The 26,923-nt window shown below is 68.4% G+C and carries 23 protein-coding genes, 1 tRNA gene, 2 pseudogenes and 1 other annotated feature; of the genes and pseudogenes, 12 read left to right on the plus strand and 14 right to left on the minus strand.

What is annotated here, in order from left to right; genetic code table 11:
- The first annotated feature begins 32 nt into the window (after nucleotides 1-32).
- The 4 genes from SGUI_RS13490 (at nucleotide 33) to SGUI_RS13505 (ending at nucleotide 4,464) form a co-directional block, all read left to right on the plus strand.
- Complete coding sequence (locus SGUI_RS13490) at nucleotides 33-1,976, plus strand: serine/threonine-protein kinase (RefSeq protein WP_066641147.1); 1,944 nt, start codon at nucleotides 33-35, stop codon at nucleotides 1,974-1,976.
- Between the two features lie 150 nt (nucleotides 1,977-2,126).
- A complete protein-coding gene (locus SGUI_RS18310) occupies nucleotides 2,127-3,083 on the plus strand; it encodes a transglycosylase family protein (protein WP_066641148.1) in 957 nt (318 codons plus the stop codon).
- Nucleotides 3,084-3,126: 43 nt separating this feature from the next.
- A tRNA-Thr gene (locus SGUI_RS13500) sits at nucleotides 3,127-3,199 on the plus strand.
- A 140-nt stretch (nucleotides 3,200-3,339) separates the two neighbouring features.
- Nucleotides 3,340-4,464, plus strand: a complete 1,125-nt coding sequence (locus tag SGUI_RS13505; protein WP_066641150.1) for a tyrosine-type recombinase/integrase — start codon at nucleotides 3,340-3,342, stop codon at nucleotides 4,462-4,464.
- Nucleotides 4,465-4,621: 157 nt separating this feature from the next.
- On the opposite strand, the gene SGUI_RS13510 is transcribed toward SGUI_RS13505, so the two are convergent.
- The 11 genes from SGUI_RS13510 to SGUI_RS13555 form a co-directional block, all read right to left on the minus strand.
- On the minus strand, nucleotides 4,622-5,518 hold the full coding sequence (locus SGUI_RS13510) for a hypothetical protein (RefSeq protein WP_066641151.1): 897 nt from the start codon (nucleotides 5,516-5,518) through the stop codon (nucleotides 4,622-4,624).
- Nucleotides 5,519-6,954: 1,436 nt separating this feature from the next.
- Nucleotides 6,955-7,788, minus strand: a complete 834-nt coding sequence (locus SGUI_RS13515) for a hypothetical protein (RefSeq protein WP_066641152.1) — start codon at nucleotides 7,786-7,788, stop codon at nucleotides 6,955-6,957.
- Between the two features lie 279 nt (nucleotides 7,789-8,067).
- Nucleotides 8,068-9,159 (minus strand): IS110 family RNA-guided transposase, encoded by a 1,092-nt coding sequence (locus tag SGUI_RS13520; protein WP_237141364.1) that lies wholly within the window; start codon nucleotides 9,157-9,159, stop codon nucleotides 8,068-8,070.
- Between the two features lie 475 nt (nucleotides 9,160-9,634).
- On the minus strand, nucleotides 9,635-10,144 hold the full coding sequence (locus SGUI_RS13525) for a hypothetical protein (protein WP_157621850.1): 510 nt from the start codon (nucleotides 10,142-10,144) through the stop codon (nucleotides 9,635-9,637).
- A gap of 161 nt (nucleotides 10,145-10,305) precedes the next feature.
- The gene (locus tag SGUI_RS13530) at nucleotides 10,306-10,560 is read right to left on the minus strand and encodes a hypothetical protein (protein ID WP_066641158.1); all 255 of its coding nucleotides are present in this window, start codon (nucleotides 10,558-10,560) and stop codon (nucleotides 10,306-10,308) included.
- Between the two features lie 386 nt (nucleotides 10,561-10,946).
- The gene (locus SGUI_RS13535) at nucleotides 10,947-11,543 is read right to left on the minus strand and encodes a cadmium resistance transporter (protein ID WP_022921927.1); all 597 of its coding nucleotides are present in this window, start codon (nucleotides 11,541-11,543) and stop codon (nucleotides 10,947-10,949) included.
- Entirely contained in the window at nucleotides 11,540-11,890 is a 351-nt protein-coding gene (gene cmtR / locus SGUI_RS13540; protein ID WP_066641160.1) for a Cd(II)/Pb(II)-sensing metalloregulatory transcriptional regulator CmtR, read from the minus strand. The genes SGUI_RS13535 and cmtR overlap by 4 nt, the downstream gene beginning before the upstream one ends.
- Nucleotides 11,891-11,957: 67 nt before the next feature.
- Nucleotides 11,958-12,770, minus strand: a complete 813-nt coding sequence (locus SGUI_RS17860; protein WP_202816582.1) for a hypothetical protein — start codon at nucleotides 12,768-12,770, stop codon at nucleotides 11,958-11,960.
- 142 nt (nucleotides 12,771-12,912) lie between these two features.
- Entirely contained in the window at nucleotides 12,913-13,419 is a 507-nt protein-coding gene (locus SGUI_RS17865; protein ID WP_202816583.1) for a hypothetical protein, read from the minus strand.
- Entirely contained in the window at nucleotides 13,416-13,751 is a 336-nt protein-coding gene (locus SGUI_RS13550; RefSeq protein WP_022921924.1) for a helix-turn-helix domain-containing protein, read from the minus strand. The genes SGUI_RS17865 and SGUI_RS13550 overlap by 4 nt, the downstream gene beginning before the upstream one ends.
- Nucleotides 13,748-14,818 (minus strand): tyrosine-type recombinase/integrase, encoded by a 1,071-nt coding sequence (locus tag SGUI_RS13555; protein WP_237141365.1) that lies wholly within the window; start codon nucleotides 14,816-14,818, stop codon nucleotides 13,748-13,750. The genes SGUI_RS13550 and SGUI_RS13555 overlap by 4 nt, the downstream gene beginning before the upstream one ends.
- Before the next feature lie 622 nt (nucleotides 14,819-15,440).
- Here SGUI_RS13555 and SGUI_RS13560 point away from each other — a divergent pair.
- Entirely contained in the window at nucleotides 15,441-16,004 is a 564-nt protein-coding gene (locus SGUI_RS13560; RefSeq protein WP_191090916.1) for an IS110 family transposase, read from the plus strand.
- Nucleotides 15,967-17,264: pseudogene (locus tag SGUI_RS13570) on the plus strand (IS3 family transposase). Before SGUI_RS13560 ends, SGUI_RS13570 begins: the two are co-directional and overlap by 38 nt.
- Nucleotides 16,248-16,376, plus strand: a sequence feature (AL1L pseudoknot). Its footprint overlaps the pseudogene before it by 129 nt.
- Nucleotides 17,265-17,337: 73 nt before the next feature.
- On the opposite strand, the pseudogene SGUI_RS18415 reads toward SGUI_RS13570, so the two are convergent.
- Nucleotides 17,338-18,018 (minus strand): annotated as a pseudogene (locus SGUI_RS18415) (SDR family NAD(P)-dependent oxidoreductase); the annotation flags it as partial.
- Nucleotides 18,019-18,058: 40 nt separating this feature from the next.
- A complete protein-coding gene (locus SGUI_RS13575) occupies nucleotides 18,059-18,922 on the minus strand; it encodes an acyl-CoA thioesterase (protein ID WP_066641166.1) in 864 nt (287 codons plus the stop codon).
- A 91-nt stretch (nucleotides 18,923-19,013) separates the two neighbouring features.
- On the opposite strand from SGUI_RS13575, the gene SGUI_RS13580 reads away from it, so the two are divergent.
- Both SGUI_RS13580 and SGUI_RS13585 read left to right on the plus strand, forming a co-directional pair.
- On the plus strand, nucleotides 19,014-19,466 hold the full coding sequence (locus tag SGUI_RS13580; RefSeq protein ID WP_066641167.1) for a MaoC family dehydratase: 453 nt from the start codon (nucleotides 19,014-19,016) through the stop codon (nucleotides 19,464-19,466).
- 58 nt (nucleotides 19,467-19,524) lie between these two features.
- On the plus strand, nucleotides 19,525-20,805 hold the full coding sequence (locus tag SGUI_RS13585; RefSeq protein WP_066641168.1) for an MFS transporter: 1,281 nt from the start codon (nucleotides 19,525-19,527) through the stop codon (nucleotides 20,803-20,805).
- Here SGUI_RS13585 and SGUI_RS13590 read toward each other — a convergent pair.
- Nucleotides 20,791-21,462, minus strand: a complete 672-nt coding sequence (locus SGUI_RS13590) for a GntR family transcriptional regulator (protein WP_066641169.1) — start codon at nucleotides 21,460-21,462, stop codon at nucleotides 20,791-20,793. The genes SGUI_RS13585 and SGUI_RS13590 overlap by 15 nt on opposite strands.
- 145 nt (nucleotides 21,463-21,607) lie before the next feature.
- Between SGUI_RS13590 and SGUI_RS13595 the strand changes: the two genes are divergently transcribed.
- Genes SGUI_RS13595 through SGUI_RS13610 form a run of 4 tightly spaced genes read left to right on the plus strand, consistent with a single transcriptional unit; the run spans nucleotide 21,608 to nucleotide 26,918 of the window.
- Nucleotides 21,608-23,830, plus strand: a complete 2,223-nt coding sequence (locus SGUI_RS13595; RefSeq protein ID WP_083190691.1) for an acetate--CoA ligase family protein — start codon at nucleotides 21,608-21,610, stop codon at nucleotides 23,828-23,830.
- A gap of 15 nt (nucleotides 23,831-23,845) precedes the next feature.
- Nucleotides 23,846-24,832, plus strand: a complete 987-nt coding sequence (locus tag SGUI_RS13600) for a Bug family tripartite tricarboxylate transporter substrate binding protein (protein ID WP_066641177.1) — start codon at nucleotides 23,846-23,848, stop codon at nucleotides 24,830-24,832.
- Between the two features lie 59 nt (nucleotides 24,833-24,891).
- Nucleotides 24,892-25,389, plus strand: coding sequence for a tripartite tricarboxylate transporter TctB family protein (locus tag SGUI_RS13605; RefSeq protein WP_066641178.1), 498 nt, complete (start codon nucleotides 24,892-24,894; stop codon nucleotides 25,387-25,389).
- A 2-nt stretch (nucleotides 25,390-25,391) separates the two neighbouring features.
- A complete protein-coding gene (locus SGUI_RS13610; protein ID WP_066641180.1) occupies nucleotides 25,392-26,918 on the plus strand; it encodes a tripartite tricarboxylate transporter permease in 1,527 nt (508 codons plus the stop codon).
- The last annotated feature ends 5 nt before the right edge of the window (nucleotides 26,919-26,923 follow it).

The raw sequence follows: 26,923 nt of genomic DNA on the forward strand, positions 1-26,923 counted from the left end.
CAGATCCAGGAAGAGCGCATACCGTGGAACTCGTGACCGCCGACCTGCCTCGCACCGACGACGCGCGCCGAGCTGCGACGCGCGCGGTGCCCTCGGGGGGTCGGGGCGCAGGTCCGGCGCAGTCGGACGCGACCGAGGCGGTGCCGGTGGTCGTGCCCCGCACGCTCGGTCCGTGGACGCTGCGCGAGCGCGTCGGCGAGGGCGGCATGGGGGTCGTCTGGCGCGCCGAGGACGACCGCGGCCGGGAGGTCGCCATCAAGGTGCTGCGCCCCCACATCGCGCACGACGAGGGCGCGCGCGCCCGGCTGCGGCGCGAGGTCACGACCCTGGCGCGCGTCCATCACCCGCAGGTCGCGTCGGTCATCGACGCCGACGTGGACGGGCCGGCGCCCTACATCGTGACCGACTTCGTCCCCGGTCGTCCGCTCGACGTCGTGATCGAGGAGCAGGGTCCGCTGGGGCGCGAGGCGCTGCTGCGCCTGGCGCGCGGCCTGGCGGGCGCGCTGCAGGCGATCCACGCGCTCGGCATCGTGCACCGCGACCTCAAGCCGGGCAACGTGCTGCTCGTCGGCGAGGGCGACAACCTCGAGCCGGTCGTCATCGACTTCGGGATCGCGCAGGTCGCCGACGACGTGCGCCTCACCTCGACCGGTCTGGTCATGGGCACGCCCGGCTATCTCTCGCCCGAGCTGGTCGACGGCGGCGAGATCACCGAGGCGACCGACTGGTGGGGCTGGGCGGCGTGCCTCGCGTATGCCGCCTCCGGCCAGCCGCCCTTCGGCCGCGGCCCCATGACCGTGGTCCTCGACCGCGTCGTGCGCGGCCGGGTGCAGCTGGACGGGGTCGACCCCGAGCTCGCGCCGCTCCTGGCGACGGCGCTCTCGCCCAAGCCGTCGTGGCGGCCCAGCGCCGAGGAGGTGCTCGAGGCGGTCGAGCTGTATGCCCGGGGTCAGGACGTCACCGGGGCGCTACCCCGCTTCCCGCACGAGGAGCCCGCGCACGACGTCACGCGCGGAGCCGACGCCACCCAGGTCACCCCGCAGGTGCACCACACCCGCGAGGCCCCTCAGCGCGTCCCCGACGCCACCCGCGCGGCACCGACCGGCCCGCGCACCCGTCAGTGGCAGCAGCCCGCCCGCGGCGCCGTGGCCCCCGCGCCGACGCAGCCGCGCGAGCCGCAGCAGTGGCCGATCTCGGCCGAGCAGCAGCGCTACGCGGCCGCCCAGGCCCCGGACCAGCGGTCCCAGGGCTGGGCGCCGGCCCCCGACCAGCAGGACCCCTACCTCCCGCGCCGCGCCGAGGGTGGGGCATACCCGGCGGTCGGCGGTCCCCAGGGCCCCGAGCAGGGCCAGCCGGACCCCCGGATCGGGCGCAGCGCGCGCAGCGGCACCCTGGCGGCGATGCTGGTCGCCTTCGCCGCAGTCGCCTCGGTGGCGCCGCTGCTCGCGTGGGGTCTGTATGCCGCGTGGGGGCTGTCGACACGGACGGTGGACCGCGCGCTCACCGGGCTCGTCGTGCGCCGGCACGAGGCCGGGCGGCGGCGCAGCGACGTCCCGATGGCTGTGCTCGCCTCGCCCTGGCACCTCGTGGCCGCCGCGCTGTCGACGGTACTCTCCCTGCTGCTGCCGCTGGCGATCGCCGGCGTGGTGGCACTGGTCGTCTCCGGGCTGCTCAGCACGACCGCGATCGCGCCGGGCATCGGCGTGACCCATCCCATCTCGGTCGCTGTCGGCTCGCTCGTCGGCGGCTGGCTCGGGTGGTGGGGTCCGGGCAGCACGGCGCTGCGGCGGGGGTCGCGCACGCTGGTGCGTGGCGCGGTGCCGCCGGGCCTCCCGACCCTCGTCGTCGTGACGCTGTGCCTGGTGGGCGGGGCGGCGCTGGCGTACTGGTCGCTTCTCGACGGCGACGTCGTCTCCTGGTGGCCGCTGCCGGGCGGGATGACGCCGCTGGACTACCTGCCGTTCGGGCTTTCCTGAGCCATGCGCATACCGTCACACGAGCCTCACGCGTCGCATTTGTCGACGTGAGTCTCGTCACACAAGTCTTCCCAGGCCCGGCCTGCTGCCCTACGGTGGTTCGGGCGCCACGTCCCAGGCGTCACATCAGTCCCATCCGGAAGGACCACTATGGCCCGCCCTGCCCGTCCTCGCGTCGCCCGCACCGGTGCCGCCCTGCGCCGCGCCGGTCAGGCCACGCTCGCCGGCACCGCGTCGTTGGCCTCGGTCGGCCTGACCGCGCCGAGCGCTGCGGCGGACGACCACAACGTGTGGGACCGCGTGGCGGACTGCGAGTCGAGCGGCAACTGGAGCATCAACACCGGCAACGGGTTCTACGGCGGGCTGCAGTTCTGGCACCCGACGTGGAAGGGCTTCGGCGGGCAGGAGTTCGCCGGGTATGCCCACCAGGCGACGAAGGCGGAGCAGATCACCGTCGCGCAGCGCGTGCTGCGGGTGCAGGGGCCGGGCGCCTGGCCGGTGTGTTCGGTACGCGCCGGGCTGACGATGAGCAACGGTCTCGAGCCCTACCCCGGTGGCGGCAGTCCTGCCCCCGAGCCGGAGCCCCAGCCGGATCCGGAGCCGCCGCGCGGCGAGGTGCAGACGTGGAAGGTGAGCGCTGGAGCCGGCGCCAACATCCGCTCCGGCCCGAGCACCGGGCACAGCGTCATCGGCGGTGCGGCCAACGGCACCCGCTTCCAGGGGGTGCAGAGCAACGGCTGGGTGAAGCTGCAGGGCCGCTCGGGGTGGATCAGCGCCAGCATCATGACCCGCGTCGGTGACGACGGCGGCGGTGGGGGAGGTGGCGGCTCGCTGATGGCGCCGCTCGTCGCCGACGGCATCCGCGGCCCGCTGACGACCAAGGCGATCCAGCGCTGGGTGGGCGTCTCCGAGACCGGCCGGTGGGACGGCACGACCATCCGCGCCGTGCAGGCCCGCGTCGGCACCGGCGTCGACGGCGTCTGGGGCCCGAAGTCGCAGGCCGCGCTGCAGAGCTACATCGGCGTCTCCCGCGACGGCTCGACCTACATGAACCACCGCACCGTCGTGGGCCTGCAGAAGTGGCTCAACAGCAACGTCATCGGCTGAGACGGGTAGCATCGACGCGCTGTCCGGCCTCCGGGCTGGACGCGCTGGCGTGGCGCAATTGGTAGCGCACCTGTCTTGTAAACAGGTGGTTGAGGGTTCGAGTCCCTTCGCCAGCTCTCCTCGTGACCAGCGATTTCACCCCTCTGACCTGCGGAAACGCGGCTGGCATGCCCCGAACCAGCATGGTCACACGTTGTCAGAAGTGGGCACGAAGTGGCACCCTTAGTGCACGTATGATGCACGAAATGGGGACGCGATGGCATCGAGACGAGGCTTCGGAACGCTGAGGCGGCTGCCCTCCAAGCGGTGGCAGGCCACCTACGTGGGGCCCGACCTCGCGCGCCACACCGCTCCGCACACCTTCGCCGCGAAGGTTGACGCGGAGGCCTGGCTGGCCAAGGAGTGGGCCCTGGTGAACAGCGACGGCTGGGTCGCGCCGAAGCGGCGGGTGGAGCTCGCTGAGCGGCTGGCACCACCGACGTTCGGCGAGTTCGCCCGCCAGTGGCTCACCGACCGGTCCCTCAAGCCTCGGACACGTGAGGGCTACGAGCATCTCCTCCGGCGCTACCTCGAACCTGAGTTCGGCGACCTGCTCGTCTCCGACCTCACGCCGGCACTCGTGCGCCGGTGGTGGGCCGGCCTGTCGGCGGACCACCCCACGGTCAACGCCCGCGCCTACGCACTCCTCCGGGCCATCCTGACCACCGCGGTCACCGACGAGCTCCTGGCCAGCAACCCGTGCCGCGTCCGCGCCGCCTCGAACCCACCGACCAAGAAGGAAATCCGTCCCGCGGCGCTCGCCGAGCTGGACGTGCTCGTGAAGGAGATGCCCGAGCAGCTCGGCGCGCTGGTCCTGCTGTGCGCCTGGTGCGCGCTGCGCGTGGGGGAGGTGCTCGAGCTGCGCCGGCGCGACCTCGACCTGAACCGCGGCGTCGTCAAGGTGACCCGGGCGGTGTCATGGGTCCGCGGCCAGCCGATCGTCGGCACTCCTAAATCGGCCGCCGGCACCCGCGAGGTGACCGTGCCGCCGCACATCGTCCCCACCCTGGAGCGGCACCTGGAGAAGCACGTGCGCTCCGGAGCAGACGCCCTGCTGTTCCCCTCCATGCGTGATCACCAGCGTCATCTGCAACCGACGGTTCTGCACACGGCATGGCGCAAGGCCCGAGCCGCTGCCGGACGGGAGGACCTGAGGATTCATGACCTCAGGCATACCGGAGCGACCATGGCCGCTATGACCGGCGCTACGCTCGCCGAGCTGCAGGCTCGTCTCGGCCACTCGACCGTGGCGGCCGCCCTTCGTTACCAGCACGCCGCTCAAGGTCGTGACGCGGAGATTGCCGCCAAACTTTCCGACCTCGCCCGTCCCAAAGGAGAGTAGAACGAACATCTCGGGCAAGGTGGCAAGCCGGGTAGAGGCGTGACATCGCGCTCACGCCGAGAGTCGGACGTCTGCTGACTGAGCAGGGGTGGGCCGCTGATGAGAAGAGGACGATATGCCCGCGTTTGAACCGGCACTGACACGATGCCACTCCTTACTAGTCGTTTCCATAGTCATCATCAATAACGTCCTGCTGGAATCGCTCAGTCAGGTCCTCCCACTCCTCCTGCACAAACTGCTGGCGTAAGCCAGCAGCCACAATCTCAGCCGTACTGGTTAGTTCCAGCGTGCAGATGGGGCAATGGAAGGCAACGGCGACGTAGATCGCATCCCGGACCAAACCGTCGTCTACGAACCGCTCGCCACTTGCTCGGACGCGCTCCATAACAATCGGGACTTCGTGCTGGCAGCCCGGGCAAATCACGACGCGGACTGGGGGACGTGCAAACGAGGCTACCGCGATGGGCATCCGACTAGCAATCTCCTCCTCCGTTAGCTTCGAGAAGAACGCCTGCGCCTCCCTTATTCGCTGATTCACTTCGTGCGCAAGTTTCTTGTCCTCCAGATCGACTAGGGAGCGGGCGAGTTCGATTACTTCTGGGTCAAGCACATCCTGAAGATTCGCCTCCAGGTAGGCGCACACAACCTCGCCTACTCTAAGGAGCTTGGGTAGCCAGAAATCGTTGGCAACATTCCCTGCGGCGGCCTCGCCCGTATGTAGTTCAACGTTACGAATGTTGAGCAGGGTAACCGAATCCTGTTGTCTTTCCTTCGTGAAGTTGGGCACTATTTGCATGAGGCGGCTGATAACTGTATGGGAAGGAATCGACTTCGACTCGTTGGACGTCGGGATACCGTTAGCTGCGAGGATGCTCTCCCCTTCGGGTGCGGCGAGCAGGCTCGGATGCACTTTCGCCAACGGCGCCCGCAGCAGAAACTCAAAGCCTAAGAGGTGCCAAAGAACGAACTCCTCATCGTCGGAGTGTTCGTGCGCCGCACCCCGCGCGAAATAGACTTTCGCCTTACCGTAAATGCTATCGAAATCCCACATCATGTCACCTCTCGATGTACGTCCGCACCAGCCTTCGGGGCGCTGCCGGAGAGACTGGAGGACGCCTATGCAGTAGGCCCCAGTTGTCGACAACTAGGATGCGACCCTCTTTCCAAAGACATACAGCGCTCGGACCTTGTTCTTCTATGAGACGAGGAAGCTCTGCGTCGTTGACTTCACACACCCGGGGGTCCCAACGGAGTCGCATTTCACCCGCTCCGGTCGGCGAAACCGCTGGGAGATGCCTCACTCTCCCCGTTCTGTTCCGCACAACCATTGCACACCGACGCAAGCGCCCCAGCAACTCCTTACTCGGCCTCAAAAGCTCTGTGGCTGTGCTCTCCTCCGCCATCACGCACTCCAACACCATCCATCGGGGTGGCTCAGACGTTAGTGCACCGTCAGTGTGCCACGGAAAGGCGCCGAACCCGTACCGATCTGAGTGGCTCCATTGACGGCCATTCGTCGGTTTAGGCTCGAGGACCTCTCTGTGGTCTTCAGTACCGAGTGATGCGAGAACAGGCTCGGCCTCTGCTCGCGATTCGAAGATCAGGAAGCCGTGCTCTCGCAGTACCTGCCGCCTCGATCCAGGTGCTTGGGACTGCAACATGTCGCTGAATCTAGCAGGGTACGGAACGGAGCAGGTCGACCGTCGCGCGGTCGAGGTAGGTTCTGCTTGTCACGAATTGCCGTCCCTTGTTCTGCGGGACCGAGCTCGGGCCTTGTCACTGTGACAGCGCAGGTCAACAGCTGAGGTCCGGCCGTGCGGTATCTCTAGCGACAGCGCCTGTTCTTATGCGGGAAGACTCCGTCGGCGGTGCTCGCCAATGCCTGTGCGGACGGCCCCTGGTTATCGGCGTCCTGACTGGATAGATGGCGGAAACGCGTCAATGCAGCCTCCTCCTGGGCCGGCCTTAGCTCCATAACTCCGTGAAGCCCACCCCGATCTCGAAGACGGGTGCACTCGTATACACCCGATAGATCCGCGTCGAGCTCGAGCTCCGGTGAGGGTCAACGACGGCAAGGCGCGGGCTTCACTGAGCCTCAAGGAGTTCGGGTGAGGTGCTATACGACGTCCGCACGCACGCTCATCCTCAGCTCTCGGTCGTCAGGATCCGGCTCCCCAGTGCGGGAGAGCTCCACGCGGTCGAAAAGCGCGTTGTTCCAAGGATGGTCCACCCAGAGCCTTCGTGTTCGCGAACTGCTGTGCCCAGTCGGAGTCGAGTTCCTTTGCGCTCCTCGTGGTCGAACAGATCCATGTCCCAGGACAAGATCAGGCTGGGCTCCTCGGGGCACACCGCCCGGTCTCGGTGCCCGTCCGAGACGCCGTACGAGAAGTGACCGTCGGCCACGCCCCCCATACAACACGCGGTGGTGGAAGTCTGAGCTTTCGCCGCTCGTGCGCGATCGATGTCCCGATCCCGTCCTACCCCGTCGCGCTACCCGGTCGCCTCGTCGTCCACGATCTCTCCCTCGACCACCTCACCACCAGGGTTCCCGACTGTCGGGCCCTCCTCGATCCCGGTCGCCTCCATCAAGGGGCCCAACTGGTTCAAGCCCGCCCCCTCCGGAAAGAAGACCTCAAGCATCAGCCGCAGGAAGTGGACGATGAGCGGGCCCCACTCCTTGAGCAACTCAACGCCCCCGAGCCGCTGAGGCGACAGAGCGACCGCGCCCACAGCCCTCTCAGCCGCATGCTGAACGCCTTCGGGACCAGCGACTTTGTAGTACCGGAGAGCCCACTCGACGTTCTGCAGGGCGTCCACCATTGCGGACTTCGCCGGGTTCGCGATCGTGCGGTCTGCATCGATCTGACGACGGAGGTCGGCAACCTCGTCGGCCCATGCGAGGCGGCGGTCCTCGTCATCCTCCACCTCGGTCGCTGGGCGCACCCTGTCCAGATAGGAGGCGACAGCCTCCAGGTGCTCCATCGCGTCGTCATCGATGTGCGCAATGCGAGGGTTGGCCTCTGCGATCACCCCGTTACCTCCCACCGGTATGAATACCCCGGTGAGGGCCGGCAGCGACTTGTGGAACAGCCGAAGCATCGCCTTGTTATTCGCTGCAACCAGTGCCCGGTCAATGTCGTCCACCAGGCCAAGCACCCGGATGGCCGCGATGTCTAGGTCAGGCGACACCCCCGGAACGAGGCTCTGCTTCCAAGCTGCTCGGAGGCTGGCAGAGGGCTGTGCCCTCACCTCCGCATGCACTTCGTCGAGGAGGAGGTGGAGGCGCCAGGCCGGGTTTGCCAAGTTGAGTTCGTCATCTGCCATGTGTCGGAGACTATCCACAGCCCGTGACACATCCCGCGGTTATCTACAGATGTTGTCTTACGCGGTCAGGCCAACCCACCCGCACGTCTGCCCACGGCTCCGCGTTCGGCGCACACGCCCGCTGGCCGCGCGCCCGCTGGCGCTGGACGAGTGCGCCCCACGCGACGATTTTCGCGCATCTCCCGGTCGGCCACCCGGCGGGCGGGATCCTCTTCGCGCCCGGTCTCGACGTCCGGTATTGGTTCCCCTCTGTGTCAAGGGGCCCGGGTCCGTCGCTTTCTAGGGTGCGCCGCCGTTGGTCGCCGTCAAGGTCGTTCGTCCTGTGGGGCGCTCCACCTTGACGGCTCCGGCGCGGCGACGCTGGGTGGCCGCTGCCGGGACCGGGAGGGGGTGGTCGCCGGGGTCGGGCGGGGGTAGCGTCGGGTGTGCGGGTCCGGGAAGTGGCTGATCCGAAGTGCCGATGTGCGGGGGCAGGTCGGCCGCGCTGGATACGTCAGACGCCCCGCAGTGCCCTCCCGGACCCGCCTGAACGTCTGCGTCGTCGAGTGGTTCGGCGTCGGCGACGAGCTGGCGGTACACCACGTCGGACAGGCGCCGTTTGAGTGCGCGCAGCGCCTCCATCGACGTCTTGCCGGCGGCGACCTTGCGGTCGAAGTAGGCCCGGCCCTCGGTGTTGTTGCGCAGCTGCACGGTCGCGGCGATGTGCAGGACGTGGTTCATCCGGCGGTTCCCCGCGCGGGAGAGGCGGTGGCGGATCTGCTGGCCGGAGGACGCGTCCAGGGGCGCGGTCCCGGTCCAGGACGCGAAGCGCGCCCTGGTCGGGAACCGGGCGACGTCGCCGGTGTCGGCCAGGATCCGTGCCGCGCCGACGGGGCCGACACCGTGGATGTCCATTAGGTGCGACCCGCGCGCGAGGACCGCGGTCTTCAGCTCGGCGTTGAGCGCCTTGAGCTTGGCGTCGACGGCGACCAGGTCAGCCAGCTCCTCGACCGCCATCCGGCGCCGGGTCCGTCCGGCCACGTCACGGGGTCGGACGCCGGCGAGCATCTTCTTGGCCTGCAACGCCGACAGGTCCCGCTTCCGCTTGCCCGGGATCAGTTCACCGAGGAGCCGTTGCAGCCGGTTGACCGTCTGTACCCGTAGGCGGGACAGCTCGTCCCTGCGGTCCGCGAGCATCCGCAGCGCCTCGAGCTCCCCGTCGCGGTGCACCACCCGCAGCCCCGGCGTGCGGACGGCGACGACGGCGATGGAGTGCGCGTCCAGGGCGTCGGTCTTGCGGTTGTGCCCGGTGTCAAACAACCGGACCCGGGCGGCCAGCTTGGCCGGGACGTCGACGACGCGTTCTCCGTCCTGGACCAGGCGCTGGGCCAATGGCCGGCCGGTGCCGTTGGCGCCCTCGACCGCCCAGAGCCGGTTGCGGGAAGGTGCGCACGTAGGACCGCATCGCGGTGTACCCGCGCTGGTCGGTGTCGAACCGGCCGGTGGCGACCAGCCGTTCCTGACGGTCCACGACCTCGATCGTCGCAGACAGCTTGTGGGGGTCGACCCCGATGATGACCTCTGCCATGCTCCTCGCCTCCATGGGCGACTCGAACCGATATGAGGAACGGCGAGGTGGGCAGTGCTACTACGAGCAGGGCAATCCCCTCTTGAGCCACGCCTCGTCAGCGGCGCCCGACGAGGCACAGTCCAATAGAGAGCCACACCCCCTTACAGGGTGGGCAGCCGCGATAGGGAGCGTCCCGCCGGGCACCTAGATCGAGTCTGGCCCGACCCGATCATGAAGAGAAGTCTCCTAGTAGCCGCGCCCAGCACGTGGCGCACGCGTCCGTCGACAAGGAGCCACTTAGGCTAGATCGGTGCTTGCTGCCGCACGGAACTCGTCGAGTGCTATCACCACCTTCGCCTCGAGTGCTTTCCGCGCCCGGCTGACGGAAGGTTTGAAGCCGCCGCGGGCATGGGATTGGGCGCTGCGATCCGTGGCTAGCGTTGTCAATGCGTCCACGAGTTCCTGACCCTTCTCGACGACCTTGGGCGATCCGATGGTTGCCACCGCCTCCCAAGCGCGCGAGAGGCCCACCAAGTCGTCTGCGAGGCGGTCAACCATCTCGACGTGGACACGGTAGCCAGTGATCGCCGGGACGACCGCGAGGCGGCGTCGCCTACCCGCAACCACGGCGTGCAACAGGTTCAGCCGGACATGCGCGCGCTGAATACGCGAGGTGAACTCCTGATAGGCGACGGCTCTCGCGTCAGCCTTCGCCGATCGAGCACCGAGCCATCGGTGTCCTGCATGGACGGTCTCGCCGATCGCGACCTCGAACAGCTTCATGACGGCTACCTGGATGTCGATCATGGTGGGCAGTCTGTCGCTCCCCACCGACACACTCATTTGCCGCACTGAGCGTGGCCGCACGCTACTGCCACCACTCGGTTCTCGCCCACCGGGTGCGATCACATCTGGGGCGTCTGACGCCGGGTTGTCGGCAACGCGGCCGGACTGGCTTCAGGGGCGGCTCATATAGAACGCCCGCGGTGGAGCTTGTTGCTGCGTTCGGAGAAGGAGATCAACACCCGCGACAGGGCAGGCTCCAGCTCGGCGAGGTCCGCCTTATCCATGCGGTTCGTGTTCAGAGCCCAAGTGAGACGGTCGAGCACGTCGATCCACTCGCGGGTGGAGTGCGGGGACTGCCGAACCGGCACGTTGACTCGGCGTTCGACGACCTTCTCCCTCTCGACGATCACCTCGACCGGTCGGTCGACGATCTTCACCGCTGCGAGGCCGGCGTCAGCGGCACGGCGTTGCTCCCAAGCTCGATGCCGACAGGAGCTGGAGCACCACTTCGGAACACGCCCACGAGAGGGGATCGGGGCCTCCGCTCCGCACCATCCGCAACGGACCGTCTGCCCCGGTTTGCGGCCAGTGACAGGTGCGCCCCCACCGCTGGGGACGTTGCCCGAGTTGGTATCCATGGGAGCACCTCCAGGGCTCGCACCGGCGAGGTTTATTCTGTGCCAACGATATACCCTACTGGTGGACAGCCCTATCGGAACCAGTCCTTATAGCTGGCCCGAAGCAGGCGACGCCCCGCAGGTCAGGCGCCCGGAATGGGAGGCGTCACGCTCCGTCGTTCGGCGCTTCGTAGGGTCCCGGTTTGTCAGAGTCCGAATGCGCCGCCGCTGACGAGGATGGCTATGCCGAGGCCGATCAGGACGATCGGGAAGAGCACGTGTTCCCATCGCTCGAGCACCTCGGCGATAGGCCTGCGGGTGGCGACATACCTGGCGAGAAGGACCAGCACGCCGACGAGCAGCAGGAACACGACGCAGAAGATGACCACGGTTGCCGTGCTGACGTTCAGGAACACCGGGACGTAGACGCCGATGTTGTCTCCGCCGTTGGCGAAGGTGACCGCGGCGACAGTCAGGATGCCGACCTTCTTGCCCTCGACCTTCTCGTCGTCGTCGTCACCGTCGCCTCGCCATGCCTGCCACGCCGCCCAGATACCGAGCGCCAGGGGGATGAGCCCGAAGTAGGGAATGGCGCTGGACGGCAGGACCAGCCCGGCCCCCCAGGCGACCAGCAGCGCAGCACCGAGGATCCCGACGAACCCCAGGTACTGCCCCAGCGCGATCCGGGTGGTGGTGCCTCGTTGGCCGGCGCCTCGGGCGAAGAACAGAGAAAGAATGATGATGTCATCGATGTTGGTGGCCATGAACAGCCCGATCGCCTGCAGGACCGTGGTGAGGATCACCGGCTGACCTCGCAGCCGGCGACGGGGCACTGCGGATCCAGGCACGGGGCGTCCTCGTTCACGGCGAGGGTCACCTCGACCAGCGCGAGCAGCGCGTTGGTGAGGTGCGGGTCGGCGATCGCGTAGAGGGTCTGTCGTCCCTGCGGTTCGGCCACGACGATGCCGCAGTCGCGCAGACAGGTCAGGTGGTTGGACACGTTGGGCCGCGTCAGGCCGAGGTCCTCGGCAAGTCCAGCGGGATAGGCAGGCCGTTCGAGCAGCGACAGCAGGATCCGAGCCCGCGTCGGATCTGCCAGGGCCCGGCCGATCCGATGCATCGCGTCCAGCTTGGAGGAAGTAGTCAGCACGGGCTGAACTATACAGTTTGTGCTGAACCGTCCGTGAGGTCGGGGGTGCAACGGGAAGTCATCAGCTTCAGCGTCGGAGGTGGGTGTCGCGTTGGGCGGTGTAGGCGCTCCAGTCTCGTGAGGCCAGGGCGGCCCACCGGGTGGCGGTGTTGGGGGCCAGGCCGAGCACCTCTGCCAGGATCGGGGTGGGCATGCTCGCAGCAAGCTGGAACATGGCGGCGTTGCGGGCGGCCATGGGCTGGATGCCGCGTTCGACGAGCTGGGCGCGGACGTTCTCCGTCGCCAGGTGCTTGCCCGGGATGCCGCCGGGGAAGAGCCAGGTGTCGGGACGGCTGACGTAGGAGGCCTGCCCGCGACGGGTCAGGTGGGTGCGGACGAGGCGGTCGAGCGGGCCCGGCAGCTCGACGGGGAAGGTGTCGAACGTGGCCGTGGTGACGCCGACGGCGTCAACGGTGATCTGGTCGGCGCGCATGCGACAAACCCGGGCCAGGGGTTGGGCGTAGAGCAGGACGAAGAGACCGGCGACGCGGGCGTAGAGGCGGATCGTGTCGTCGTGCAGGAGCAGCTGGACGTGCGACCACCTGTCCTCGTCGGAGAGGGTGACGGCGGGCTGCGTGGTGGGGCGGGTGGCCGCGGACAGATCCCCTCCGAGGCCGGTGCGGGCACACCAGGCCAGGAACGGTCGCAGCGCGAGGGCGCGGGCGCGGTGCTCCTCGGCGAACCGGTCCAGGTCACCCTGTTCGATGTCGGCGAGGTCCGTGCCGTGCTCGGTGAGCCAGTTCATGAAGCGGGCGGTGACGACGATGGTCGCTCGGGCTGCGGAGATCGCGCCGTGGGTGAGGGTCCCGTGCTGCTCCTGGCGGCGCAGCCTGCTCAGCACCTGCCAGCGGGCGAACCGGGCCAGTACCTCGGACTGCCCGGCCGGCAGGGTGCCCAGCAGCTCCTCCAGCCACGGGCTGACCCGCTCGAGCTCGGCGTGGAAGGGCGGCAGGACCCCCAGGGCGGTGAGCAGGTCGCGCAGGTTAGGTGTTGGTCCTGTCGGCCGGGAGCGTGTCGAAGGTCGCGTGGGAGATTTCGAGCTCGTCGCGGGCCATCGCGCCCAGGGTGGCCGGGCCGGTGGAGCGGGTGAACCAGTACAGGGTGGTCTGCGGTCGTGGCCCCGAGATCAGGGCTTCGTACACCGGCCGCAGTCGCGGGTTGATGCCGCCGTCGGGGCCGGACAGCAGCGCGGTGGTCTTCTCCTTCAGGGCGCAGTGCCCGCACAGCCGGCCCCACGGGGAGTCCTCCCTCCCGCAGGCGGTGCAGGCGTAGACGGCCTCGTTGCCGGTGCAGGGCGCGCACGCCGGCCGGCGGTCGGCGTAGAAGGCCAGCACCCTGATGTTGGCGCAACCGGGGCAGGGTTGGGCGGTCCGGGCGAAGCGCAGGGTGCAGCGCTGGCAGACCGCCTCCTCCAGGACGATCCGGGTGCACCGGTCGTGTCGCCCGCAGTGCGCGCAGTCCTGGCGCGGCAGCCGCGGACGTGGGCTCACCGGCCCTCGGGCGGGCGGCGGACCCGGGCCCGGATCGGGCGCAGGTCACCGATGCCCGGACCGCGGTCCCCGGTGCCGGTCTTGGCGGGTTGGTCCTCGACGACGGTGGGGACCAGCAGGTCGTTGGGTTCGCAGTCCAGGATGTCGCACAGGGCCGCCAGGACGTCCATGTTCAGCCGTTGCGGGGTCCGGGCCACCAGCCGGTAGACGTGCTCTCGGGACAGGTGGACCCCGCGCTCGGCCAGCAGCGGGACGAGCTCGGAGGTCTGGTACATGCCGTGGGTGGCCATCACCTGGCGCAGGTTCCACCCCATCACGGTGCGGACGGTCATCCCTGGTCCTCCTCATCGGTGGGTGCGTAGACGCGGGCCAGCGCGGCCTTGAGCGTCTTGTCCTTGAAGTCGTTGCTGACCGAGGCGTAGATCGCGGTGGTCGAGGCGTAGGCGTGCCCGACCTGCTCCTGGACGAACCGTTCGGGATAGCCGAACTCGACCAGGTGGGTCACGTAGGAGTGGCGCAGGCAGTGCAGCGACAGCACCGGGTCCAGGCCCGCCTGGTTGCGGACCGCCGCGAAGCGGGCGTCGAAGTGGCGCAACGAGACCCGCGAGAGCCGCTCGGTCACCCACAGGGCCGGGTGGCCAGGCACGCCGAACAGCGGCCTTGCCTGCTCGACCCACTGGCGCATCCCCTCGATGGCCCAGTCGAACTCCGGCACCGCCAGGACCGTGCGGCGGCGCGGGGTTCCACCGCGGACAGCCTTGCCGTAGCGGACGTGCACCGAGCCGTAGGTACCCCACCGGGGCACGTGCGGGTTGGGCCGCAGGTCGGCCACGTCCAGTCGGCACAGCTCGTTGCGGCGCAGGCCGAACGCGTAGGCGGTCTTGAAGACCTGCGCGTCACGCAACGCGCTCAACGCTCCCTTGCGGCCCGAGGACGCGGCCCGTTCGACCTGGGCGTCCAGGTGGTCGAAGAGATCCTGCAGCTCTCCGTAGGTCAGCGGCCGTCGTGCCGGACGGCCCTCGTACTCGTTCAGGTGCGCCACCGTGTTCCACTCGTGGCACACCTGCGAGGGCACCGAGCCGAACCGGTCGCGACACTGCCGGGGCCACTCGTACCGGGCGTCGGTCAGGTAGTCGCAGAACATCCGCAGCGCCAGGTGGTACCCGCGGATCGTCGAGGGTGACCGCCGACCGTCCCCGCTGGCCAGGGAGACGGTGAAGTCCTCCACGTCCCCAGGACCCCACGCCCACGGGTAGGACTCGGCGAACTCGGTGAACCGACGGACCAACCGGACCCGGTCGCCGATGGTCTTCTCACCCAGCAGCCGGGAGGCCTGCTGACGACCCCACCCGGTCAGCATCGCCTCGAAGACGGCGCTCTCCTCGTTCAGATGAGCCACGCCGGCGATCAGGACGAGCCCCGCTGATCCGGGTATGCCGACCATCAGGACCGCCGATCCGTCGTTGCCGCAGAAGCCATATTGTTGCTCCTGACGTTACACCTAGTAGGACGTCCCTGGTCAACGAACTCGCGTGGGGACGTCGGCGTCCCTACTAATCCGCAGACCACCCAACGGGTGTGACTTCTGACGCGATAATGCTCGCTTGGTCCGGCAATGCAAGAGGTGTAACGGAGTTGGGACCTGCGGTCCCTGTGCCGGTCGCTGAGAATGGGGGTGTCGTCCGGCGACGTCGGCACACACTGGTGCGGGGAGAGCCCGTAGAGGTGTATGGCGCGAGGTCCTCGGGTGCCGCTGGATTGTTGCTACGAGCACGTGGGTCTGTGTCCTGGCAGAGGATCTTCCGGGCGGCGTCGGTCGCGAGGGCCGCGGCCGCTGACCGGAAAGGGGGCTGGGTCGGGGTGGAAGTGCTTTTCGAGCGGGTGGCCGGCCTTGACGTCGGCAAGGACTCGGTGACGGCGTGCGTGCGCATCCCGGGGGCGCGACGCGGCCGGCACACCGAGACGCGCACGTTCAAGACGACGACCGGATCGCTGCGGGTGATGCGGGAATGGCTGCTGGAGTGCTGGTCACGATCGCGGCGATGGAGTCGACCTCGACGTACTGGAAGCCGCCGTTCTACTGCCTGGAGGAGGTGATGGAGGTCTGGCTCCTGAACGCCGCGCAGATGAAGGCGGTGCCTGGACGTAAGACCGACGTGCGCGACGCGGAGTGGATCGCCCAGCTGCTCGAGCACGGGTTGCTGGCGCCCTCGTTCGTGCCGCCACCACCGATCCGTTTCTTGCGGATGCTGACCCGCTACCGGATGCAGCTGATGGGTGACCGCACCCGGGAGTGCATCCGGCTTGAGATGATGTTGGAGGACGCTTCGATCAAGCTGTTCACCGTCGCCTCGACGCTGACCACGGTGTCGGTGCGGGTCATCCTGGCGGCGATGATCGAGGGGGAACGGGACCCGGTGGTGCTGGCCCAGCTGGCCAAGGGCAAGATCCGCCGCAAGATCCCTGACCTGGCCCAGGCGCTGGAAGGACACTTTGAACCGCCCCGGGTTTGGTGGAGGGTCTTGATCTCTACGGGAGAGTGGAGTCATGCCTGCACCGAGGAAGTACAGCGACGAGCTGCGTGAGCGTGCGATCCGCACGGTGAACGAGACGATCAGGGAGAATCCGGGGATGCCGGTCAAACGCGCCTGCAGCCAGGTGGGTGAGCAGCTGGGCATCCCGGGGCCGACCCTGCGGAACTGGTTCCGTGGGCCCGGTCCCGCCGCCGGGTCGACCGCAACGGCGACTGACCCCCACGAGCGGTTGGTGCAGCTGGAGAAGGAGAACCGCGAGCTGCGCCGGGCGAATGCGATCCTGCGGTCGGCATCGGCTTTTTTCGCGGCGGAGCTCGACCGCCCCTCAAGTCGCTGATCGCCTACGTCGACGAGCACAAGGACCAGTTCGGGGTCGAGCCGATCTGCACCGTCCTCACCGAGGCCGGTGCCAAGATCGCCCCGAGCACCTACTACGCGGCCAAGAAGCGCCCACCGTCGAACCGGGCGCTGACCGACGCCGCGATCGATGAGCGCATCCAGGCCACCTACGAGGCCAACTACCAGGTCTACGGGGTGATGAAGATGTGGAAGGTGCTCAACCGCCAGGAGGTCCTCGACGAGCACGGCCGGCCCACCGGGCGCCGCTACCCGCCGGTGGCGCGGTGCACCGTGGCCAGGCGGATGAAGGCCCTGGGCCTGGTTGGCGCGGTCGCCGGTGACCACAAGCGGCCGCGGACGACGATCCCGGGCAAGGACGTCCACCCGGCCGACCAGCTGAACCGGAACTTCACCGCCCCGGCACCGGACAACCGCTGGGTGGCCGACATCACCTACGTGCCGACCTGGGCCGGGTTCGTCTACGTCGCCTTCGTCATGGACCTGTTCTCCCGGCGCATCGTCGGCTGGCGGGTCACCAGCTCGTTGCACACCGACCTGGCCCTGGACGCCCTCGAGCACGCCGTCTGGCAGCGCCAGCGCCAGGGACGAGACCTGACCGGCCTGGTCCACCACGCCGACCGCGGAGTCCAATATCGAGCCATCCGCTACACCGAACGCCTGGAGGAGCTCGGGATCGTGGCCTCGGTCGGGTCCAAGGGCGACTCCTACGACAACGCCGCCGCCGAGGCGCTGAACCGCGTCTTCAAGACCGAGCTCATCCGCCGCCAAGGCCCGTGGAAGACGCTCGAGCACGTCGAGCTCGAAGTCCTGCGGTGGGTCGACTGGTACAACACGACCCGCCCGCACTCCTGGTGCGACTACCTCGCACCCGCAGCGTACGAGAACGGCTACTACGCTGCCCGCAACCCTTCGACGGCGACCGCCGCCGAAGCACACACGACTCTCCACTGAACCCGGGGCGGTTCATCGTGCTGCCGGTGACGAAGCTGGCGCGCTCTGAGCAGACGAACGAGACGGCGTCGGCGACCTCGTCGACGTGGGCCAGGCGCCCCATCGGTGTGCGGCTGACCACCGCGGCCGAGTCGAAGCCGCCGTCCTCCATGGCGACCCGGACGTGGTCGGTCTCGGTGTAGCCGGGGGCCACGGCGACTACGCGCACCCCGTCGGGGGCCCACTCCGTGGCAAGGGCCTTGGTGAGGCCGATCAGGCCGTGCTTGCTGCTGACATAGGCCGCGCGTCGGCCCGCGGACATGCGTGAGTAGACGGAGCCGATGTTGACGATGACGCCGCCCCCGCCCTCGCCCTGGGTCATCCGTGGATGGGCGCACTGGGCGGTCACGAACGGCGCGGTCAGGTTCAGAGTCAGCACGCGGTTCCAGTGCCGCAACGGCATCGACGTGGAGTCGGCGATGGAGGCCATCCCGGCGTTGTTGATCAGCGCGTCGAGGCGCTCGAACCGAGCGTCGAACCGCGTGAACAGGTCCTCGATCTCTTCCGGCCTGGACAGGTCCGCAGCGAAGCCGTGGGCCGTGCCTCCGTTGCCCCGGATCCACCCCACCGTCGCGTGGGTGTGCTCCTCGGCCCGGGCTGTGACCGCGATTCTGAAGCCCTCTCGGGACAACCGTTTCGCGATCGCGGCTCCGATGCCGGTGCTCGATCCGGTGACCAGAGCAACCCTCGGTGTGTCGGCATCCTCGCTGATCATCTCCACCTCTTCCCTTCACGGATCCATGAGTCGTGTGCGCCTAGCGCAAGGCGCTGCTCCTGATGAGGCCCTCCTGGGTCACCGTGCAGACCAGCCGGCCGTCCTGTCGGTAGACGTGCCCGCGGGCCAGCCCGGTCCGCGCCGTCCCGGCCGAGGAGAACTGGTCGAAGAGCAGCCACTCCGACACGTCGGGCTCGGCGTGGAACCACATGGAGTGGTCCAGCGAGGCCACGTTCTGGGCACCCGGCATGACGGTGCCCCACCGGGCAGTGAGGACCGGGTCGAGGATCGTCTGGTCACTGGCGTAGGCGAGCAAGCAGCGCTGCATGAGCGGGTCGTCAGGGACGTCCCCGCGGGCGCGCACCCAGACCTGGCTCCGGGGGCCGGGATCCTGCTCGCCGTCGGCGGCCAGCCGCGGTGGGACGTCGGGGTAGTGCAGGTCAAAGGGGCGGGGGCGCACGAACCATCCCTCCCACTCGTCGGCGTACGGGGTGAGCTGCTCCTGGACGGGGGAGAGCCCCTCCGGGCCAGAGACCTGCGGCATCGGGTCGTGGCTGGTGGTCTCCGGCCAGCGGGGCCCGCCGGCCACCATGAGCTCGAGGATCGCGTCACCCTGCTGGGACACCACGACGCGACGCGCGGACAGGGCGCCGCCGTCCCGGTGCCGGACGACCGAGAAGTCGAGTGGCCGGGTGAAGTCGCCGGGTCGGATGAAGTAGGCGTGCAGACTCTGCGGCAGCCGCCCGTGCGGGAGGGTCCGGCCGGTTGCTAGCAGCGCCTGAGCCAGGACGTGACCGCCGAAGGCCCGGGTGCTCACCGGGTGGGGCTGGGGCGCATGGCCACGAAAGGTGTCCGGCCCGACCTGCTCGATCCGGAGGTCTTGGATCACCGTCGAGACGTCCATCGCCACTCCTTCCGCTCGTCATCGACAAGACGCAAGCATACGATAATGTATACATGTAGCGAGCCGCAGCCTACCCAGAGCGGATGACACCATGAAGACTTTCGATAGTGCACAGTCCCTGCTTGACGCCGTGGGGGAGGAACTCGGCACGAGCTCCTGGCTCACGGTCGACCAGGACCGGGTGAACGCCTTCGCCGACGCGACCGGCGACCACCAGTGGATCCACGTCGACGTCGAGCGCGCCAAGGACGGGCCGTTCGGGGGAACCATCGTCCACGGCTACCTCACCCTGTCGCTCCTGGTCCCCCTCATGAAGGAGACCTTCCAGGTCAGCGGTCACCGCATGGCGTTGAACTACGGTCTCGACAAGGTGCGCTTCCCGGCCCCCGCCCCGGTAGGCAGCCCCATGCGCGTCACCACCTCGGTCCACGAGGCGAGGGAGGTGGCCGGCGGTGTGCAGGTCACCTGGCGCGCGACGGTGACCGCGGAGGGCGTGGATAAGCCGGTCTGCGTCGCAGAACCGGTATCGCGCTACTACTTCTGATGGTCGGCGGGCGAGGTGGTCGGATCGCGGATGATCCCGGCGCGCCACGGGCCGGCCGATGACGGGGGAAGGGTCGCCCCTCGGCGCCGCGGGCGTGCCGGCGCCGCGCAGCCTGCTGCGCATCGCCATGGACCGGGTCTTCGGTCCGTTCTTCGTCGGCAAACTGCTGGCGAACGTTGGCATCTGGATCTTCAACATCGCCACGGTGATCCTGGTCTTCGACAGCACCGGCTCTCCGCTGTTGGTCGGTTTGGTGAGCGTCATGCTGTTCGCCCCGCAGGTGCTCCTGGTCACGGTCAGCGGCGCCGTCGCTGACCGGGCGAACCGCAAGGTCCAGCTGCTGGCCGGGCGACTGCTCTGCACCGCCGGCACTCTGGCAATCTGGCTCCTGCTGTGGGTCGGCGGCGAGTCCCCGCCGACCTGGGCGGTCATGGCGGCGGTCGCCACCGTCGGCGTCGGTTTCACCGTCGGTGGCCCGGCCATGCAGGCGATGCTCCCCTCCCTGGTGCGTCCTGGCGAGACGCCGAAGGCCGTTGCGCTGGACAACTTCTCGTTCGCGATCGGCCGCGCCTTCGGGCCGGCGGTCGGCGGGGTCATGGCCGTGACGGTAGGTCTCACCTGGGCGTTCGGCGTCAGCACGGTGCTGCACGTCGTCTTCGGGGTCGTGGTCGCCACCCTCCCGTCCGGCGATCATCCGCGCGACGCTGCTGATGACGTCTCGATCCGAGCCGGCCTCGCCTACGTGGCCAGCCGGCCGGCGATCGCCGCTGTGCTCCTGGGGGTTGCGGCGATCGGCATCGGCGCCGACCCGGCGATCACTCTGGCGCCGAGCCTGGCGAGCCAGGTCGGCGGGGGTGCCGACCTGGTGGGCACGTTTGCGTCTGCCTTCGGGCTCGGTGCCTTTGTGGCCTTCTTTCCGCAGTCGCTCCTCACCCGCCGACTGGGCAGTGAGCGGCTGGCGAGCCTCGGTCTCCTCTGCATGGCGGCGGGCGCGGTCGTGCTGATCGTCGCCACCGCGACGTGGGTGGCGGTGCTGGCCTTTGGGCTGGCCGGGGTCGGCATGACGATCTCGCTCACGGCGCTGGGGACCGAGCTGTACGCGCGGGTGCCGGGCGCTTTCCGCGGCAGGGTAATGGCGCTGTGGCTCCTCGGCTTTTTGGGGTCCAGGCCGCTTGCCGCAGGCCTGAACGGCGTGCTCGCGGACGTCCTGTCCGTCGGGGCCGCCCTGGCTGCCACCGCCGTGCTCGTGCTCGGGGCAGCCTGGGCGTGCCGGCCGCTGGTGCTGCGCGAGCCGCCAAGCGGGATCGAACCAGGTGCGAGCGGGTCAGCGACGACGTGATCGGCCGAGACGCTCTATCGCGAGCCGCTCGGTGCCCTTGCGATGCTCATCGGTCACCCGAATCAGTTCCTCGATGTCCTCGTCGCGGACTGCCTCGATGATCAGGCCGTGTTCGTGCAGGACCTGCAGCGTGGTCGGTGCCTCGTGAAGGTAGAGCGACCGGTAGAAGCCCGAGCGATACCAGAGGCGGTCAACCTCCTCGCGGACCAGGCGCAGGGGGGAGGCGTCGAACAGGTGGAAGTGGAACTCGTGGTTGATGGCTTGGTAGGTCTCCGGGTCGGTCGCGACGTCCACCTTGCGCAGACGCTCGTTGATCTCCTGCAGACGGTCGGCCTGCTGCGCCCCGAGCGGGGCGCTGCGCAGGAGCTCGGTCTCGAGGAGTCGGCGCATCAGGTAGAGCTCGGTCAGGTCCTCACTGCTGAAGCGGGAGACCTGGTAGCCGGAGTTGGGTCGGTGCGTCAGCACGCCCTCTGCCTGGAGTCGGGACAGTGCCTCACGCAGCGGGATGCGGCTGACGGAGAGCTGTGCCGCCAGGTCCGCCTGGTGCACCTTCTCCCCCGGCAGGAGCTCGCCGGTCAGGATCATGTTGCGCACCTCGACCAAGCACCGCTCCACGCTGGAGGTGCCAGTCTGCCCTGTGGCTTCGCCGACGGTCATCGCACTTCCTCTTCTCCTGTTGTCAGGCAGCAGCCTGCGTACCCGACCTGTCGGATAGGCCCTGTTGACATCCGGAATCAATCCTTAGTATACATTTGTGCATGATCTTCAGTATGCATAACTCCCGACAGCTGGAGCAGTAAGCATGAGCAATGACGCTACACAGGATGCGCGCCCCTCGGTGGGCGCGCCTCGCCTACACGGCTTGGAGGCTGTGTTCGCGCCGCGGTCCGTCGCGGTCATCGGAGCGTCGTCGCACCAGTTGAAGATCGGTGGCCGACCGATCCACCACATGAAGAGCCACGGGTTCGAGGGGGCGATCTACCCGATCAACCCGAGCTACACCGAGGTGCAGGGCGTGCAGGCCTACCCCTCGCTCGAGGCGCTCCCGGAGGTCCCCGACCTGGCCGTCGTCGCGGTCCCCGGGCCAGCGGTGATGGAGGCGGTGCGCGGCTGCGCTGACGCCGGTGTCAAGGCAGTCGTCCTCTTCAGCGCCGGATTCGCCGAGGCAGGCGAGGACGGGGAGCGGCTGCAGGCGGAGCTGACCCGGATCGCCTTGACGAGCGGCATGCGCATCATCGGACCGAACTGCATCGGCGCCGCGAACATGGTCACCGGGGCGCTCCCGACCTTCGCCGCGGCCGTCATGATTCCTCGTGACCACGTCATCGCCGACGTGCCGCGCATCGCGCTGGTGAGCCAGAGCGGTGCCCTCGGTGGGCACTGTGTCGCGCTGGCAGCGAACCGGGGGTTCGAGTTCACTCCGTGGATCACGACCGGCAACGAGTGCGACGTCGATGTCGCCGACTCGATCGCCTACTTTGCGGAGCAGGACGAGGTGTCAGCGATCGCCGTCTACATGGAGGGGTGCAAGGACGGTCGCCGGCTCCAGGCGGCCCTGGCCTCGGCACGTCGACGCCGGAAGCCGGTCATCATGCTCAAGGCCGGGGTCTCGGACGTCGGGGCAGCTGCCGCGAGCTCGCACACGGCTTCCCTCGTCGGTTCGGACGACGCCTACGACGCCCTGTTCCGGCAGTATGACGTGTGCCGGGTCACCTCGGTCTCCGAGCTGATGGACCTCAGTCACGCCCTCGCGCTGGGCGGGCTGCCGCGGGGCGGCCAGGTCGCCATCTTCACGGGCTCCGGCGGCGCGGGCATCCTGATGGCCGACGCCGCCGAGGAGGCGGGCCTGCAGGTCACTCCGCTGCCGCTCGGGGTGCAACAGCAGCTCAAGAGGATCTGGCCGCCCGCGGGGGTCACCAACCCAATCGACACGACGGCCCAGGTCACCAACGACCCCGCCCTCTTCCCCGCCTTCCTCAATACGGTCATCGACGGCACGGACTACGACATGGTGCTCGTCTTCCTGACCTACCTGGGCCTGATGGAGCCGTGGGCCACCACCGTCGTCGACTCGTTGCGCACGGTGCGTGAGGCCCACCCGGGGGCCCACATTATGGTCTCCTCGCTCACCAGTCCCGAGACCGCCCACGCGCTCAACACTTTGGGGATGCCCCACTACGAAGACCTGCGCAGCATGGTGGAGACGGCCGGGCGTCTGGCCAGGCTCGGCTCGGTCCTGAGCGTCCCGATGGCCAAGGAGTTTCGCCCCCTGTCCGCCTCGTCGGCCTCATTGACCGGGGAACTGACCGAGGACCGGGCCAAGAAGATCCTTCGTGACGCCGGTGTCCCGACGGTGCCCGATCGTGTCGTGCAGTCGGCCGACCATGCGGTGCGTGCCGCGAAGGAGTTCGGTTACCCGGTGGCGCTCAAGATCGTCTCGCCTGACATCGCCCACAAGAGCGACGTCGGTGGCGTCCGACTCGACCTGACCGACGCAGCGCAGGTCGAGGCCGCCTACGCACAGATCCTCGCCTCGGCGCAGGCTGCGGTGCCGCAGGCACGCCTGTCCGGAGTCCTGGTGACCCCGATGGTCACGGGCGGGGTCGAGACCATTCTGGGCGTCAAGAACGACCCGTCGCTGGGGATGACCGTGGCCTTCGGCCTCGGCGGGGTCTTCGTCGAGGTGCTCCAGGACGTCACGCTGCGGCTGGCCCCTTTCGACGTCGCGACCGCCGCGGAGATGATCCGCGAGGTGCGCGGGTTCGAGCTCCTCGACGGGGCCCGCGGGACCGAGCCTGCGGACACAGAGGCACTCGCCCATGCGCTCAGCGACCTCTCGGCCTTTGCCGCCGCCCATGCCGACTCGATCGAGAGCATCGACGTGAACCCCTTCGTCGTCATGCCGCGTGGACAGGGCGCCTATGCGCTTGACGCCCTGATCAGCACCCACACACCAGGTCCGGAGCCAACTCCGGAGCCGGGGCCGCCGCCTCACGCCGTGGTCACCTCCCCTCAAAGAAGCTGAGAGATTGGAATACGCATGTCCAAGAGCAAGGTTCTTGCTGCATTTGCCGCTGGTGCGTCACTCCTCGTGGTGACCGCCTGCGGTGGCTCCGACGGCGCGTCGTCATCCGACGAGTTCCCGTCCGATGACGTCAACATGATCATCAGCTATGCCGCGGGAGGCCCCACCGACGTCGGCGGCCGCGCGATCGCTTCGTTCATGGAGAAGGACCTCGGCACCACGTTCGTCGTGGAGAACAAGGAAGGTGCCTCCGGGTCCGTCGGGACGGCGGACGTCGTCCGGTCTGAGCCAGACGGTTACACGATCGGGATGACCACTTCGTCAGCGGCGGGCCGGGTCCCCCTCATCGAGGACGTCGGCTACGACCTGGAGGACGTCCAGGCCATCGGCGTGGGCACCTTTGGCCCGGGCCTCATCATCGTGCCGGCCGACTCCGGCTACAGCAGCATCGACGATCTGATCGAGGAGGCCAAGGCCAACCCGGGCGGGATCAAGGTAGGCACCGCGGGAGCGAGCTCGCCGCAGCACGTGGAACTAGTGCGGATGGCCGAAGAGTACGACGTGGAGTTGACCGCGGTGCCGTTCAAGGGCGAGGCCCCGGCGGTGACGGCGCTGCTCGGCGATAACGTCGACGCCTGTTTCTGCTCCAACGCGCAGACCACTATGGCGCAGGTGGATGCCGGTGAGTTCACCATCCTGGCGACCGGTGCGCCCGACCGGCTGGGCTGGATTCCTGACGTCCCCACGCTGGCGGAGTCGGGCTTCGAGAGCCTGATCTACGGGAACTCCTACTTCATCCTGGTGGCCCCCGCCGACATCCCCGAGGACGTCCTCGCCACCCTGGAGGGATCGCTGGAGAAGGCTCTGCAGGACCCCGCGACCGTCGAGGTCATCGGTGAGGTCCGGCTTCTCGACGAGTTCATGGGCGCCGACGCGCTGCAGGAGATGATGGCCGACGAGCAGGAAACCCTGGGCCCGATCCTGACGGAACTGCTGGGCTGACAGGCAACCGGAGCTGGCCGCTGGCATCAGCGGCCAGCTCCACCCCCCGAGGAGGATAGATGGACTCTGAGCAGACCGCCGTGGCGACCCACAGCGTCAAGGACAAGATCTTCCAACGAGTCCCGTACGCGGTTGGCGCCCTCATCGGCCTCTACTTCCTCCTAGGGGCGATCGGCCTCGGCGTCGGCACACTGTCGGCCCCCGCGCCCGGCCTCTGGCCGAGCATCGTCGCGGTGGTCCTGATCGGCTGCTGCGTCCTCGGCATGCTGATCGGCGGCAACGGAGAAGACATCGAGGAGCTCGCCGGTCGCCTGCTGCGTCCCGCTATCGGTGTGGCGACGCTGTCGCTATTCATCCTCATGTTCTCCAGGTTCGGGCTGGTGCTGAGCGGCCTGGTGGTGCTCCTGATCTGGTTCCGGTTCCTGGCCCGCGAGACCTGGTTCATGTCCGTGGTCCTCGCGGTCGGGGCCACGGTGGTCACCTACCTGCTGTTCGTGCACCTGCTGGGTGCTCGCTTCCCCGACGACGTGATCGCCCAGCTGTGGGGAGGCCGCTGACCATGGACAGCCTGACAAACCTGATCGACGGTTTCGGCGTCATCCTGACGCCGGCCAATCTGCTGTACGTCCTCCTGGGCGTCATGATTGGCACCGTCATCGGCGTGCTGCCCGGTCTCGGGCCTACCGCCACCATCGCCCTGCTCCTGCCGTTCACCTACAGCATGGAGCCGACCTCGGCGATCATCATGCTCGCCGGCGTCTACTACGGGTCGATGTACGGCGGGACCATCACCTCGGTGCTCCTGCGGATCCCGGGAGAAGCCGCCAGCGCGGTCACCGCGATCGACGGCTACGAGATGACGAAGGCGGGTCGGGCAGGGCCTGCCTTGGCGATCTCGGCCGTGGGCTCCTTCATCGGCGGCACAATCTCGATCATCGGCCTCATCCTGATCGCGCCGAGCCTCGCGGGCTTCGCCGTGCGGTTCGGTCCGCCCGAGTACGTGACGCTCACCGTGCTGGGCATCGTCATGGTGACCTACTTAGGCACCAAGTCGACCCTCAAGAGCGTGATCGCCGCGGCGATCGGACTTCTCCTCGCCGTGGTGGGCACCGACCCCATCGCCGGCACCACGCGCTTCACCCTCGGCCTGCCGGGGCTGTTCTCGGGGATCGACCTGGTCGCCGTCGCGATGGGCCTGTTCGGCGTGAGCGAGATCCTCTATGTCATGGAGCGGAGCGGCCAGTCGCACGGCAAGATCGGCGAGGTCGGCCGCTTGACCTTCTCCCGCGAGGACTGGAAGGCATCCCGCGGACCGATCACCCGAGGGTCGCTCCTCGGCTTCCCTATCGGCGTGCTGCCCGGCGGGGGCGGCGTGCTGTCCTCCATCGCGTCCTACGGCGTCGAGAAGCGCCGTTCCAAGCATCCCGAGGAGTTCGGCAAGGGAGCGATCGAGGGCGTCGCCGGGCCGGAGACCGCCAACAACGCCTCCTCCATCTCGGCCTTCATCCCGCTGCTGACCCTCGGCCTGCCGTCCAATGCCGTCCTGGCACTCATCCTGGGCGCGCTGATGGCGCAGAACATCACGCCCGGGCCGCAGCTGATCACGGCGCACCCGGAGCTGTTCTGGGGTGTGATCGCCTCGATGCTCGTCGGCAACCTCATCCTGCTCCTGCTCAACTGGCCAATGGTCGGCTTCTTCGTCCAACTGCTCCGGGTGCGGATCGGCATCATCGGCGGGATCGCGATGCTCATCACGCTCGTGGGCGTCTACACGCTGAACAACAGCACCTTCGACATGTGGGTGATGCTGATCATGGGCGTGCTCGGCTACTTCATGCGCAAGTTCGGCTTCGAGCCGGCGCCCCTCGTGCTGGCCTTCGTGCTGGGCGCGATCCTGGAGGAGTCGTTCCGCCAGTCGATGCTGCTCTCCGACGGGTCCCTGGCGATCTTTGCCACCCGGCCGATCTCCGCCGTGCTGTCTGTGTTCGTCCTGTTGTTCATCGCCTCCTCCATCTGGGGAGCGGTCCGCAAGGACAAGAAGCCCTCGATCATCGACCAGGCCAAGGAATTGGCGGGGGAGGACTAATGGAC

The organism is Serinicoccus hydrothermalis, assembly GCF_001685415.1.
Taxonomy (GTDB): Bacteria; Actinomycetota; Actinomycetes; order Actinomycetales; family Dermatophilaceae; genus Ornithinicoccus; species Ornithinicoccus hydrothermalis.

Coding starts and splice junctions, on each gene's coding strand:
- SGUI_RS13515 (WP_066641152.1), bottom strand. CDS start 7,788: ATGGCAGATGACGAACTCAACTTGGCAAACCCGGCCTGGCGCCTCCAC.
- SGUI_RS13610 (WP_066641180.1), top strand. CDS start 25,392: ATGGACAGCCTGACAAACCTGATCGACGGTTTCGGCGTCATCCTGACG.
- SGUI_RS13600 (WP_066641177.1), top strand. CDS start 23,846: ATGTCCAAGAGCAAGGTTCTTGCTGCATTTGCCGCTGGTGCGTCACTC.
- SGUI_RS13525 (WP_157621850.1), bottom strand. CDS start 10,144: ATGATCGACATCCAGGTAGCCGTCATGAAGCTGTTCGAGGTCGCGATC.
- SGUI_RS13510 (WP_066641151.1), bottom strand. CDS start 5,518: ATGATGTGGGATTTCGATAGCATTTACGGTAAGGCGAAAGTCTATTTC.
- SGUI_RS13585 (WP_066641168.1), top strand. CDS start 19,525: ATGACGGGGGAAGGGTCGCCCCTCGGCGCCGCGGGCGTGCCGGCGCCG.
- SGUI_RS13590 (WP_066641169.1), bottom strand. CDS start 21,462: ATGACCGTCGGCGAAGCCACAGGGCAGACTGGCACCTCCAGCGTGGAG.
- SGUI_RS13595 (WP_083190691.1), top strand. CDS start 21,608: ATGAGCAATGACGCTACACAGGATGCGCGCCCCTCGGTGGGCGCGCCT.
- SGUI_RS13580 (WP_066641167.1), top strand. CDS start 19,014: ATGAAGACTTTCGATAGTGCACAGTCCCTGCTTGACGCCGTGGGGGAG.
- SGUI_RS13575 (WP_066641166.1), bottom strand. CDS start 18,922: ATGGACGTCTCGACGGTGATCCAAGACCTCCGGATCGAGCAGGTCGGG.
- SGUI_RS13550 (WP_022921924.1), bottom strand. CDS start 13,751: ATGACCGTCCGCACCGTGATGGGGTGGAACCTGCGCCAGGTGATGGCC.
- SGUI_RS18310 (WP_066641148.1), top strand. CDS start 2,127: ATGGCCCGCCCTGCCCGTCCTCGCGTCGCCCGCACCGGTGCCGCCCTG.
- SGUI_RS13505 (WP_066641150.1), top strand. CDS start 3,340: ATGGCATCGAGACGAGGCTTCGGAACGCTGAGGCGGCTGCCCTCCAAG.
- SGUI_RS13605 (WP_066641178.1), top strand. CDS start 24,892: ATGGACTCTGAGCAGACCGCCGTGGCGACCCACAGCGTCAAGGACAAG.